Source organism: Arthrobacter alpinus, from assembly GCF_900105965.1.
In the GTDB taxonomy this organism is placed as follows: domain Bacteria; phylum Actinomycetota; class Actinomycetes; order Actinomycetales; family Micrococcaceae; genus Specibacter; species Specibacter alpinus.
The window spans coordinates 1,859,354-1,871,329 of sequence record NZ_FNTV01000001.1 but is presented as its reverse complement, the minus strand read 5'-3'; the positions used below and the strand labels follow the sequence as shown (position 1 = coordinate 1,871,329).

The window sequence follows — 11,976 nt, the reverse complement described above, 5'->3', positions numbered from 1 at the left end:
TTGTCGCCGGAAAACGCCAACAGTGCGTCCATAGTCACACCGATCTGGTTCAGCGCATGGGCCGGAAACTCGGTAGTCTATATAACTACAACAACATCAATAGGGAGGCGTGCGTTTTATGACGAAGCCAGACAGGTCCAAAATGGCCGCACGCTCAGGGAATTCGCCCTCAGCAGCTGAGGCCATCGCTGAAGCTCAAAGACTTCATGCATTCCTGGCCCCTACGGTTGCAGCCGCAAACCTGTACCTCGAAGATGTCAAGGTTCACTTTGCAGGCGCTCACCGAACCGTTTCCATCATTGTTGATCTGCCTGAAGATGAAGCCGGTGGCGTAGGCCTTGACGCTATTTCTTCGATCTCACGTGAACTCTCCGACGCCATGGACACAGATCCCAACGATGACGGCAGTGCTTACGACCTCGAAATTTCCTCACCCGGAGCAACCCGGCCCTTGACCGAGCCGCGCCACTGGCGCCGTGCACTAGGTCGAATGGCCAAGGTGAATGCCTCGGATCGAGAGAACTTCATGGGCCGCATTCTGGCTGTTGAAGAAGACGGCGTGCTTTTCCGGCCGGAACTTCCGGTGAAGAAGGGCATGAAGGCCAAGCAGGGTGAGCCTGAAAAGATCTTGTTCGCGGTAATCCGCCGAGGTGTTGTTGAACTGGAATTTGCTCGCCTGGATGAGGCAGAGCTCGATTTGGAATTTGAACCGACAGGCGGCAACGCGGTCGATGGAGAGGGAAACTGACCATGGATATTGATATGAGCGCGCTTCGCGAACTGGAGCGCCAACGGGAAATCCCGTTGGACGTCCTGATTCCCACCATTGAGCAGGCACTGCTGATGGCCTACCACAAGTCGGCCGGCGCACACGATATGGCTCGGGCAGAACTGGACCGCAAGAGCGGCCACGTCACCATTTGGGCCGCAGAGCTCGACGACGACGGCAACGCCATCGGTGAATTCGAGGACACCCCCAAGGGCTTTGGTCGAATTGCTGCAAGCACCGCCCGCCAGGTCATCCTCCAGCGTCTTCGCGATGCCGAAGATGATGCAGTTGTGGGCGAGTTCCGCGGCAAGGAAGGCGAGCTTGTTGCCGGCCAGATTCAGCAGGGCAACAACCCCAACATGATTCAGATTGACCTGGGTGCTGTGGAAGGTGTTCTGCCTCCCAACGAGCAGGTCCCCGGCGAGGACTACCGCCACGGAAACCGCATCCGCACCTTTGTGGTGGATGTACACCGTGGCACAAAGGGTCCCTCGATCACGCTCTCACGCTCCCACCCGGGCCTTGTTCGCAAGCTCTTCGAAATGGAAGTTCCCGAAATTGCCGACGGCACGGTGGAGATCGTGGCTCTGGCTCGCGAAGCCGGACACCGCAGCAAGATCGCCGTCAAGGCCCACAAGGCCGGCGTCAACGCCAAGGGTTCGTGCATTGGTGAAATGGGCTCCCGAGTTCGCGCCGTCATGACCGAGCTCAACGACGAGAAGATCGACATCGTCGATTTTCACGAGGACGCCGCGACCTTCATCGCCAACTCCCTCTCGCCGTCGAAGGTGATTTCGGTCACTATCATCGATGAGGGCCTGCGTTCAGCGCGCGTGGTAGTTCCCGATTATCAGCTGTCTTTGGCTATCGGCAAGGAAGGCCAGAACGCACGTTTGGCTGCCAAGCTCACCGGTTGGCGCATCGACATCGTCTCCGACGCCGCGGCGGTTTAGGTCTGCGGTCGGCCCGCGCGGTAGAATAAGTAGAACCGGGCCTGAAACTGCCCTGACACTCGAAGCACATGAAGGCACAGCACAGTTGGCAAAGAAAGTAATTGCGGCGCAGATAGTTGACGCGCAAGGCGATGCGATCGAAGCTGGCCAGGCTGTTCGTACATGTATTGGGTGCAGGAAAAGTGGGGCGCGGATTCAACTTGTTCGGCTAGTGCGATCTACCAATAACTCCGGTGAAATGGAGGCGTTGGTGGATGTTCGACGTCGTATGCCTGGCCGGGGCGCTTGGCTGCACCCCAGTGAGGAATGTTGGAAGCTAGCGATCAAGCGACGCGCTATTGGCAGGGCCCTTCCGGGGGTCGCCAATACCGGAGACGTTGAAGCGTTTGCACAGAATGGTTTGCCGCACTTGGCAAGCCACGTCATACGAACCTAATTGTCCCTTTTGTGAAAGCGGGTCAGAAAACCGATGGAAACCCGATGAGTACCCAGCGATGAGTGCCCAAAAATGAGCATCTTTGTGCTCTCTCATACCGCCCATTCCGACGTGGAATGTTGCAGTAAGAATTAAACGGTTCGTACCTGTCCGGTGCGGGCCGAGACAGGAGTAATGTGGCCAAGGCCCGCGTACACGAGCTTGCAAAAGAGCTCGGCATCACCTCAAAAGAAGCAGTAAGCAAACTGCAGGAGTTGGGCGAATTCGTTCGTTCAGCTTCATCAACCATTGAGGCCCCCGTCGTGAAGAAGCTTCGCGACGCTTTCCCCATGTCAGCTTCGGCTGGCGAGTCAAAGCCTGCAGCGCCCGCACCGGCCGCTCCCAAGGCTGCTGAGCCCAAGGCACCCGCTGCCACCCAGGAATCTGCGCCGGCTGCACCCAGCGCCGTCGTACCTGGTCCGAAGGCTCCCGCACCGGCTGCAAAGCCCGGCGCCAAAGCAACTCCGGCTGCTCCGGCACCGGCCGTTGCAACCCCTGCCGCGGCAGAGCCCGCAGCAGCAGCTGCGCCCGCCGCTCCGGCAGCAGCGACCCCCGCCGCTACACCCAAGGCCGCTCCCAAGGCTGCCGCCCCGGGTGCTCCGCGTCCGGGAAACAACCCCTTTGCAACCTCACAGGGCATGCCTCGTTCAGGCAACCGCCCCGAGCGCAACGAAGGCCGTAGCGAGGGTCGTAGTGACAACCGCGGCGACAACCGCGCACCCCGTCCTGCTGGCGCCGGTGCCGGTGCTCCTCGCCCCGGAAACAACCCGTTTGCACCCTCACAGGGCATGCCTCGCCCGGGTTCCTCACGCAACGCCGAAGCTGGCGCTGCTGGTCCCCGTCCCGGTGGACCACGTCCGCCGGCAGGTGCTCCCCGTCCGGGCGCTCCGCGTCCGGCCGGTGCCCCCGGTGCTGGTGGACCTCGTCCCGCAGCTGGCGCTCCGCGTCCCGGTGGAGCCCGCCCCACACCTGGCATGATGCCCAACCGCACTGAGCGCCCTGCTGCGCCCGGTCGTGGAAACGACCGTCCCGGTGCTCCGGGCCGTGGACGTCCGGGTGCTCCCGGCGCGACTCCCGGTGGCGCTCCAGGTGGAGCTCCCGCCGGTGGAGGCTTCGGCAAGGGTGGCCGCGGTCGCGGTGGCACCCAGGGTGCCTTCGGCAAGGGCGGCGCAGGCCGTGGCAAGCAGCGCAAGTCGAAGCGTGCCAAGCGCCAAGAGCTAGAGCAGATGAGTGCTCCTTCACTTGGTGGCGTAACGGTTCCCCGCGGTAACGGCATCACCGTTATCCGCTTGCGTCGTGGCGCGTCCATCTCGGACTTTGCCGACAAGATCGAGGCAAACCCCGCAGCACTCGTAACTGTGCTCTTCCACTTGGGCGAAATGGCTACCGCCACGCAGTCCTTGGACGAAGACACCTTCGCACTCTTGGGTGCCGAGCTGGGCTACAAGGTCCAGGTCGTTTCCCCTGAAGATGAAGAGCGCGAACTGCTCAGCAGCTTCGACATCGACTTCGAAGCCGAGCTGGAAGCAGAAGGCGACGACGACCTCGAGCTCCGCCCGCCGGTTGTCACCGTCATGGGTCACGTTGACCATGGTAAGACCCGCCTGTTGGACGCCATCCGCAAGTCGGATGTTGTCGCCGACGAGCACGGTGGCATCACCCAGCACATCGGTGCCTACCAGATCGTGCACGAGCACGAGGGTAATGATCGCCGGATCACCTTCATCGATACACCCGGTCACGAGGCGTTCACCGCCATGCGTGCTCGTGGTGCCAAGGTCACCGACATTGCCGTTCTGGTAGTTGCCGCTGATGATGGCGTCATGCCGCAGACCATTGAGGCACTCAACCACGCACAGGCTGCCAATGTGCCGATCGTGGTTGCAGTGAACAAGATCGATAAGGAAGGCGCCAACCCGGAGAAGATCCGTGGCCAGCTGACCGAATACGGCTTGGTTCCTGAAGAATACGGTGGCGACACCATGTTCGTGGACGTATCTGCACGCAACGGCATCAACATCGAGGAACTCCTCGAAGCTGTGCTGTTGACAGCTGATGCTGCCCTGGACATGCGCGCCAACCCGAACAAGGACGCTCGAGGCATCGCCATCGAAGCCAACTTGGACAAGGGTCGCGGTTCCGTGGCAACTGTTCTGGTTCAGTCCGGTACTTTGCATGTCGGTGACACGATTGTTGCCGGTACTGCCCACGGCCGTGTCCGTGCCATGTTCGATGAGAACGGTGATGTCATCACCGAGGCTGGACCTTCACGTCCGGTCCAGGTTTTGGGTCTGTCCAACGTTCCCCGTGCAGGTGACACCTTCTTCGTTACAGGAGATGAGCGTACGGCCCGCCAGATCGCTGAAAAGCGTGAAGCAGCAGACCGCAACGCAGCACTGGCCAAGCGTCGCAAGCGCATCAGCCTGGAAGACTTCGACCAGGCCGTTGCTGACGGCAAGGTTGACACTCTTAACCTCATCCTCAAGGGTGACGTTTCCGGTGCCGTTGAGGCCCTGGAAGACTCGTTGCTCAAGATCGATGTTGGCGAAGGCGTGCAGCTGCGCGTTATCCACCGCGGTGTCGGTGCCATCACGCAGAACGACGTCAACTTGGCTACTGTCGACAACGCCATCATCATCGGCTTCAACGTCAAGCCTGCTGAGCGTGTTGCTGAACTGGCTGACCGTGAAGGCGTCGACATGCGCTTCTACTCGGTCATCTACGGCGCCATCGATGACATTGAGCTGGCTCTCAAGGGCATGCTCAAGCCTGAGTACGAGGAAGCTGAACTGGGTACCGCGGAAATCCGCGAAGTATTCCGCTCTTCCAAGCATGGAAACATCGCTGGGTCCATCGTCCGCTCCGGCATCATCCGCCGTAACACGAAGGCTCGCGTGCTTCGTGCCGGGAAGATCATTGGCGACAACCTCACGGTTGACTCGCTCAAGCGCTTCAAGGATGACGCAACCGAAGTCCGCACCGACTTCGAGTGTGGTATTGGTTTGGGATCGTTCAACGACCTGCAGGCCGAGGACATCATCCAGACGTTCGAGATGCGCGAAAAGCCGCGCGTCTAGCATGCACTAGCCGGCTGGGTGTCCACTTGGGCGCCCAGCCGGCTTTGTATTCCCCAAGATGGTCCAAGACCATCCCCAGATTCCCCAAAGGAGATCATCATGGCTGATTCAGCCCGCGCCGCCAAACTGGCCCAGCGCATCAAAGTTGTGGTGGCCGAGGCTCTTCGCCGCACGGTCAAGGACCCTCGAGTCGAAGGTCTGACAGTCACCGACGCCCGCGTCACCAATGACCTGCAGCACGCCACCGTCTACTACACAGTTTTTGGTGACGAGACTGCCCAGTCAGAGGCCAAGATCGGCTTGGAGCGGGCCAAGGGTGTTCTGCGTGCCGAAGTTGGCAAGAACATCACGGTTCGCCTCACGCCGACCTTGGAATTCATTGCCGATGAAATCCCGGAAAACGCCTCCAACCTTGAGGCCCTGCTGCGGGTCGCCAAGGAGCGTGACGCCAAACTGGCTGAACTCTCCGCGACCGCCGAGTTCGCCGGCGAAGCAGACCCCTACAAGAAGGACGAAGAAGACGCCGACGAGGCGTAATCTTTTCCTTCTCGTACATTCGGCGGGCCCGTCACCTTCTACACGTTGGTGACGGGCCCGCCGTCATACGTTAGGCGGCCATTAACAGCGCGGAACCCTCCAGTGGTGGGCCTGGCGGCCAACACGCAGCCGCCGTACTTACCGCAGACGCTTGGTGACCAGGCTGCCTCCTGAGTCGGTGAGGGCGTTGGTAAGGGCGGCAAGGGTGTTGCCATTTAGTTCCACGTCACTGGCCATGGCCGCGGGGATCACGTTGGTGGTTGTGCCGCGCTTGATGATGCTTACGCCGTCTCCCATCAATTGGGCCACGTAGACCACGCCCTCCCCGCTCACAGCAACGCCTGTGGGTGCCTTGAGGTCGCGCGCAATCAGCTCAGTCTGCCCGTTGTTGAGGTTTGTTCGGTAGACCTTGCCAACGCCCAGCATTTCACCGGGTACACCGGGGAGCACCGTGTAGTAGATCCAGCTGCCACTGACTTCCACGTCAGTGGGCACGGCCTGGGCGTAATACGTCAACCCCAGCATGCAGTCGGGGACCACCATGCCCATCGAGGCGGCAATCTGCACCACCGAGGAATCAATGGTGATGGGTTCTGCCGGAAGCTGGCGGATCAGTTTCACTTTTCCGGAGTCGGAAACAAACATGATGGCGTTGGCTCCGGCATCACCAACGTAAACCCCACCCCGAGCGGGGGCTGAGGAGTAGGGGTGCGAGAACAGCTCACCCATACTCCGCAGGTAGGGCGCCTCGGCCAGGCAGGAATCAGAGGCAGTTCTGACACCGTAGACTGTCTTGCCGTCGGGGTTGTGGGCGCCCTCATAGACGCTCAGATCTGCAACGGTACGAGTCCTGCCCGCAGCATCGATACTCTTGAGCCTTGCAGGCAGCAGCGCTGCTCCGGGTTCAGGTCCTGCGCCTTGATCATTGTCGAAGTAGTAGATCACACCATCCCGGTAGGAAACGCCGGCAATTTCTTGGCCGGGTGCATTGACTACAACGCTCTTTTGACCCGTGGATGAGATGCTGGTGAGCTTGCCTGCAAACGATTCGGCAACCAAATAGCTGCCGTGAGGGCCGAAGGCGACTTTGAGTGGGGTGATAAGCCCGGATGTTATTTCATTGACAGGGGAGGGAGCGGGGTTGTAGCTGTTCCCGCCGCCGGGTTGGGTTCGATTGTGTGCCAAGGCTGGCCCGGCTGTCATGATCATGGCAAAAACGCATGCGGCTGCGGTGGCCGCAATTCTTGACCTCATAATCTTTTCCCTTAGTGGGATGGCCCGGTGATGACGGGCTGTTGGAACTATGAACATTAAGGCCAAGGCATTCTGGCCTTAATGGGCCGACCTTATTCAGGTGAACTGGATTTTGCCCCCAGAACCATATTTCCGATGAGCTCACACGCCCTGGCAACTAAAGCCTTGACTGTGAGTAAATCCAGCCTAGAACCGGCGAAGCTGTACGGTCAAAATATATTTGGAAGTAGTCGAAGTCCCCGGTCTCGGCAATGCTTGCCGCAGCCTCCGGCGTGTAGTATTTGTCGCCCAGCTGAATGGAGTAGATCCAGGTCAGGCTGCCTGTGGTGTGGTTTGCCATGGCCTCCACCGAAAACACGGTCCCGGTTTTGTTGCCCAAGCCTGGCACCCACGTTTCCTTGCCGGAACCATCCTTGAACTCCGGTCCAATGGGTGGGAAATCGTCCAGCGCGCGGAACCCCAATTCATCCCTGGCACGTTCAATCTCCGCATTGGCATCCTGGGCGTCCGGGAAGTTGTGGAAAATGTCTATGTGGTCAACATATTCCGTTGGAACTCCGGGCCGGACCCTGATGGTGTCGGTGGTCATGGTGACCACGCCATTGGGTGTTGTGATGCTGACATTGATCAACTTCATTGAATCCGTTGCGATCAAGATTTCATCCGATCCTTCGGTAAAGCCAAGGGCAGACATGGCCAACTTGTGTTCGGAAACGTCCATACTGGCCTGCCTGCTGGTCTTCATGTCTTTGATGCCCGCCGGGGTGAACTGTGAATTGCCATTGACCACGACAGAGGGCTCTTGGGGGGCCGATGAGGATGGAAGCAGGGAACACCCGCCCAAAAGGACCAGTGAAAGTATCGCTGCACAGAGTCTTCGCTTCATGGTGCTCCTGGAAGATCACGGATTGATTTGGGTACCGCACGATACTCGTCAAAGGGTCTGTTCAACGGCTTGGGGCTGGTGACGCGAGCACCTCCCCGCGGGACGGGGAGGTGCTCGCGGGGTATCAAATGAGTCAGTTGCCCCAGCTGATCGGGTTGTCGCGGTAGGGGTTGTCGCCGTACTTGACGTAGTTGTAGTTCGAGTCGTCGTAGCTGGCGGTCGTCACGGCGTCGCCCTTGGGTGCTAGAAACACAGTGCACATGGTCTTGGTGGAGCCCACCACAAAGGTGAAGGCGTCATCCTTGCCGGTGGTTTCAAAATTGCTGCTCTCGCAATCGCCCATAGTGCCAAAAACAATCAGCTTCTGTGCGTCGGTGCCATCCTTGAGTTGGGCGTTGATCCGGGGATCACCCATCCCGGCCGACGGGCCGCTCAGTGAGGAAAGCTTAATGTCCGTGTAGACATAGTAGGGAACTTGGCCGGCAAACTTGGCGGCGTCCTCCAATTTAGCCAAATCGGCTTCATTGCCGGCCACAATCTTGGTGACACTGGTCTCGTGTGTGGCCTCCTTGTACTTGGGCGTGTCGCGTTCCCCAGTGTTGCTGTGTGTGTTGGCTGCCTGGCCAAATTTCAATGCGGTGCCGGGGGCTGTCAACTTGCCCGCAGCCGCCGGGGCGGCCGGAGCTGCTGACGATTGATGTGCGGCGGGCGTTGTGGCCTCATCCCCACCTCGGACCTGTGAGGTTGCCGAAGCGCTGGCGGTGGGCCGCCCGCTCTGTGCTGCTGACGATTCCGGGGCGGCCTGAGGTTCGGCACTGCCGGGCAGGCAGCCGGTCAGGGCGATCAGTACCGCCGCGCCGGCGCCGAGCGCAGTCAGTGATCGCTTGTGGCTGTTGGAAGCTGGGGTCGTCATGATTCTCCGTATCAAAAGGTGGCCGCATAATTACTACTTTCAATAGCGTAACTAGACATGCTGCATCCGGCCATGGGGACAAGTCACCATGGGGTACGCCTGGGTGCGGATATACTTCAAAGCGTGCTTTCTGGACTAGTAATTGTAGACAAACCGCAGGGATGGACCAGCCACGATGTGGTCGGCCGAATGCGAAGGCTTGCAGGGACCCGAAAAGTGGGCCACGCAGGCACCTTGGATCCCATGGCAACAGGGGTGTTGGTGGTTGGCATCAACAAGGCCACCCGCCTGCTGACCTATATTGTGGGGACTTCCAAGACGTATGAGGCGACCATTCGCCTGGGCGCCACCACCATCACGGACGACGCCGAAGGTGAAGTGACCGCCACCTGCGCCACGGACGCCGTCACGGACGAGGCAGTTGAGGCTGGAATCGCGAAACTCCGCGGGCCCATTTCCCAGGTGCCCAGCAGCGTCAGCGCCATCAAGGTCAACGGCGAGAGGGCTTACGCCCGGGTACGCTCCGGCGAAGAGGTTAAGCTGGCTGCCCGCCCCGTAACCATCCACAGCTTCGACGTACTCGATATTCGCCATGACGTGATGGACGACGGCGTCGGCTACGTAGACGTGGATGTCACCGTGCGTTGCTCCTCGGGAACATACATCCGGGCCCTGGCCCGAGACTTGGGTTCCGACCTCGGCGTTGGGGGACACCTCACCGCTTTGCGCCGCAGCGCCGTCGGGCCATACACCCTTGACCGTGCGCGCACGCTGGAGGCGCTGGCCGAGAACCTAGAGATCCTGGACATTGCCGATGCCGCCCGCGCCCTCATGCCGGTGCGCGAGCTGACAGCCGACGAGGCCCGGGAACTGTCCTTTGGGCGCCGAATCCCGGCCAGCCCCGACGGGACGCACACGAGCGAGGACCCAGCGGCGGCTTTTGCTCCCGATGGAACACTGGTTGCCTTGCTGGCCGACGCCGGCAAGCACGCCAAGCCGGTCCTTGTGTTTCCCCCGGACCCCGAAGTCAAGCCGGCTGTTGCACCGCAGGAAAGTGCCCAGTGACCATTGACGCCTGGTTTGTTATTGGCGCCATCGTAGGACTCGCATCCACCATCGTGTGCGTCGTTGCGGCGATCATGAAAAAGAAGCCCAACGATGTCACGCTGCTGGCCTTGGCAGCCGTTGAACTTTTCATCGTGGCCTACGCGATCGGTTCCCTCATCCGGCTATTGGCTGGCGAACCCTTGGCTGGTGAGCCTTGGGAATTCTGGGGCTATATGTTCACCGCGGCGGCACTGCCCGTAGCCGGGTTCTACTGGGCCATGATGGAACGCACCCACTGGTCCAATTACGTGATGGGCGCCGTGGGTGTGACAGTTGTGGTTATGCTGGCCCGAATGGCCCAAATTTGGTACGGCACGGGCCTCTCGGCACAAGTTGCGCCGGCCCTGGAATCGCTGAAATCACTTCAAGCAGGAATTGGACTATGAACACCCCCAACACCGCCGATCAGAAAACGCCCACGGGCCGCACCTCCGGAGCTGGACGGCTGCTGATTACTGTCTACGCTGTGTTTGCCATCTCGGCCACGGCCCGTGCGCTGCTCCAGATCGCCACCAAGTTTGATGAAGCGCCCGTGGCTTACAGCCTGTCCGCGTTCGCCGCGATTGTCTATATTGTCGCAACGATCTCGCTGGCGAAACCGGGCCACACCTGGGCCAGGATCGCCACAGCCGCCATCTGCATCGAACTTCTCGGTGTTGTGGTGGTTGGTGCGTTGAGCCTGATCGATCCAGCCGCCTTCGCCCACGCCAGCGTCTGGAGCAAATTCGGCCAGGGCTACGGCTACATTCCGTTGCTGCTGCCCATCATTGGCCTCATATGGCTCTACCGTCACAGGGAAGTCAAGTCCAAGGTCGTGTTGTGAGTGCGCCAAAGGGCATACCGAACAACCCAACGCTGAGCGACGGCATCACCACCCTGCGACGATTCAGCGCGGCCGATGCCGAGTCCTTTGCCGCCATACACCGGGATCCACTCAACATCAGGTGGACCGGATCCGTGGCGACCATGGATGCCAGCCAAGCCGCGGAATTCATTGACGGGCACATAGCCGAAGGTTGGAAGAGCGGAACGAACCTGCGTTTCGCCATCACCGAAGGATTGCACGATGCCGCCGCGGTGGTGGGGACGTTGAGCTTGCAGAATGTCTTCGCCACCGAGGAGGGCGGCTCAGCAAGCGTTGGCATCAAAATGTTGCCGTCCGGGCGAGGCACCGGGGCAGCCCAACGAGCCATGCAGCTGTTGTGCGGTTACGCTTTCGGCAACCTAAGCCTGAAGTATTTGCACTGGATGTGCACGGCCGGGAATCTTGGGAGCTCCTTGCTGGCGGAGCGTTGCGGATTTACCTTGGCCGCGCAGATCCCCGGATTTGGTCATGTTGACTCAGAATTAGCTATCGGTCTGATCTACAGCCAGAGTGCAACCCAATGGAACTCTCGCGAATTGGGCCTTGACGTGACGCCTGTGGTGCCGGTGCTCCGCGGCGAGGGCGTGGTGCTACGTTCCTTGACGATGAAGGACGCGCCCGTACTACTTGAAAACTGCCGCGACGGTGAAGCCATCCGCTGGACCACCGTTCCTTTGAACTACACCCCGGGCCACGCGGAGTACTTCATCAAAACAATCACCAAAGCTGGCTGGCGTACGGCGGAGCTGCTGACCTTCGCCGTTGCCGACGCGACAACGGATAAGCTCCTCGGCACCGTTGATCTACAGTGCAAGAATCCAGGCACTGCCACCGTGGGCATCAATATGGGTGCGCACGCCCGCGGTACAGGAGCTTCCGAACAAGCGGTACGGCTGCTCCTCGACTACGCCTTCGATCAACTAAACCTCAGCTACGTGCACTGGAACGCGCTCGTCCCCAACTGGGCCAGCCGGAAACTTGCCTGGAAATTGGGCTTCCGCTTTGAAGGCCTCAGCCGTGGTGCCTACAACGATCGCGGAACACCTGCGGACCTGTGGCAATTCTCGCTGGCCGATGGTGAGCCACGCACGCCACAGCAGACATGGGACGGACCCGTTCCCCTTAGCAGGTAATCTTGGA

At 60.2% G+C, this 11,976-nt stretch carries 12 protein-coding genes; 9 read left to right on the top strand and 3 right to left on the bottom strand.

Features of this window, described 5'->3' with window-relative positions; genetic code table 11:
* Window positions 1-118 precede the first annotated feature (118 nt).
* The 5 genes from BLV41_RS08765 (at window position 119) to rbfA (ending at window position 5,811) form a co-directional block, all read left to right on the top strand.
* On the top strand, window positions 119-748 hold the full coding sequence (locus BLV41_RS08765; RefSeq protein WP_074711373.1) for a ribosome maturation factor RimP: 630 nt from the start codon (window positions 119-121) through the stop codon (window positions 746-748).
* 2 nt (window positions 749-750) lie between these two features.
* Entirely contained in the window at window positions 751-1,722 is a 972-nt protein-coding gene (nusA, locus tag BLV41_RS08760; protein ID WP_074711372.1) for a transcription termination factor NusA, read from the top strand.
* Window positions 1,723-1,933: 211 nt separating this feature from the next.
* Entirely contained in the window at window positions 1,934-2,158 is a 225-nt protein-coding gene (locus BLV41_RS08755; protein ID WP_244516804.1) for a YlxR family protein, read from the top strand.
* A 176-nt stretch (window positions 2,159-2,334) separates the two neighbouring features.
* Window positions 2,335-5,274, top strand: coding sequence for a translation initiation factor IF-2 (gene infB, locus BLV41_RS08750; RefSeq protein ID WP_074711371.1), 2,940 nt, complete (start codon window positions 2,335-2,337; stop codon window positions 5,272-5,274).
* Window positions 5,275-5,373: 99 nt separating this feature from the next.
* Complete coding sequence (gene rbfA / locus BLV41_RS08745; RefSeq protein ID WP_044579098.1) at window positions 5,374-5,811, top strand: 30S ribosome-binding factor RbfA; 438 nt, start codon at window positions 5,374-5,376, stop codon at window positions 5,809-5,811.
* A gap of 138 nt (window positions 5,812-5,949) precedes the next feature.
* Here the strand turns inward: rbfA and BLV41_RS08740 are convergent, their stop codons facing one another.
* The 3 genes from BLV41_RS08740 to BLV41_RS08730 all read right to left on the bottom strand — a co-directional run bounded on the left by BLV41_RS08740 (window position 5,950) and on the right by BLV41_RS08730 (window position 8,864).
* A complete protein-coding gene (locus tag BLV41_RS08740; protein WP_074711370.1) occupies window positions 5,950-7,065 on the bottom strand; it encodes a ScyD/ScyE family protein in 1,116 nt (371 codons plus the stop codon).
* Between the two features lie 157 nt (window positions 7,066-7,222).
* A complete protein-coding gene (locus BLV41_RS08735; RefSeq protein WP_074711369.1) occupies window positions 7,223-7,855 on the bottom strand; it encodes a hypothetical protein in 633 nt (210 codons plus the stop codon).
* A 229-nt stretch (window positions 7,856-8,084) separates the two neighbouring features.
* Window positions 8,085-8,864 (bottom strand): hypothetical protein, encoded by a 780-nt coding sequence (locus BLV41_RS08730; protein ID WP_074711368.1) that lies wholly within the window; start codon window positions 8,862-8,864, stop codon window positions 8,085-8,087.
* Between the two features lie 123 nt (window positions 8,865-8,987).
* Between BLV41_RS08730 and truB the strand changes: the two genes are divergently transcribed.
* Genes truB through BLV41_RS08710 form a run of 4 tightly spaced genes read left to right on the top strand, consistent with a single transcriptional unit; the run spans window position 8,988 to window position 11,969 of the window.
* Complete coding sequence (gene truB / locus BLV41_RS08725; protein ID WP_074711367.1) at window positions 8,988-9,929, top strand: tRNA pseudouridine(55) synthase TruB; 942 nt, start codon at window positions 8,988-8,990, stop codon at window positions 9,927-9,929.
* The gene (locus tag BLV41_RS08720; RefSeq protein WP_074711366.1) at window positions 9,926-10,357 is read left to right on the top strand and encodes a hypothetical protein; all 432 of its coding nucleotides are present in this window, start codon (window positions 9,926-9,928) and stop codon (window positions 10,355-10,357) included. Before truB ends, BLV41_RS08720 begins: the two co-directional genes overlap by 4 nt.
* Window positions 10,354-10,794 (top strand): hypothetical protein, encoded by a 441-nt coding sequence (locus tag BLV41_RS08715; RefSeq protein ID WP_074711365.1) that lies wholly within the window; start codon window positions 10,354-10,356, stop codon window positions 10,792-10,794. Before BLV41_RS08720 ends, BLV41_RS08715 begins: the two co-directional genes overlap by 4 nt.
* Window positions 10,791-11,969 (top strand): GNAT family N-acetyltransferase, encoded by a 1,179-nt coding sequence (locus tag BLV41_RS08710; protein WP_074711364.1) that lies wholly within the window; start codon window positions 10,791-10,793, stop codon window positions 11,967-11,969. Before BLV41_RS08715 ends, BLV41_RS08710 begins: the two co-directional genes overlap by 4 nt.
* The last annotated feature ends 7 nt before the right edge of the window (window positions 11,970-11,976 follow it).